General features: G+C 56.8%; 1 protein-coding gene. It reads left to right on the top strand.

Annotated elements, in window-relative coordinates; all coding sequences use genetic code 11:
* Nucleotides 1–227, top strand: a 227-nt coding sequence (locus tag FNJ47_RS50905; RefSeq protein ID WP_206685448.1) for a hypothetical protein, incomplete at both ends; no start/stop codon positions are given.

Raw genomic sequence — 227 nt, forward strand, 5'->3', positions numbered from 1 at the left:
CGGCCACTGTTGTATCCGGCAGCATGCTTCAAGTTGTCGAGGGCGGAATAACGTATGATCTGCAGCTGGGTCAGAATCCCGGAGTTGGCTTCACTGCAACGCAGGATTCTGGTACGGGCACGCTGATCACGGCCGTACCTATTACGCCATCAGTTAACGTCGTGAGCAACACTTCGGCGAGCGCAGGTCAGTTGATCGCCTTGTCGAGCCTGGTGACCGTCGTTGAC

Source organism: Bradyrhizobium uaiense (assembly GCF_010811875.1).
In the GTDB taxonomy this organism is placed as follows: Bacteria; Pseudomonadota; Alphaproteobacteria; order Rhizobiales; family Xanthobacteraceae; genus Bradyrhizobium; species Bradyrhizobium uaiense.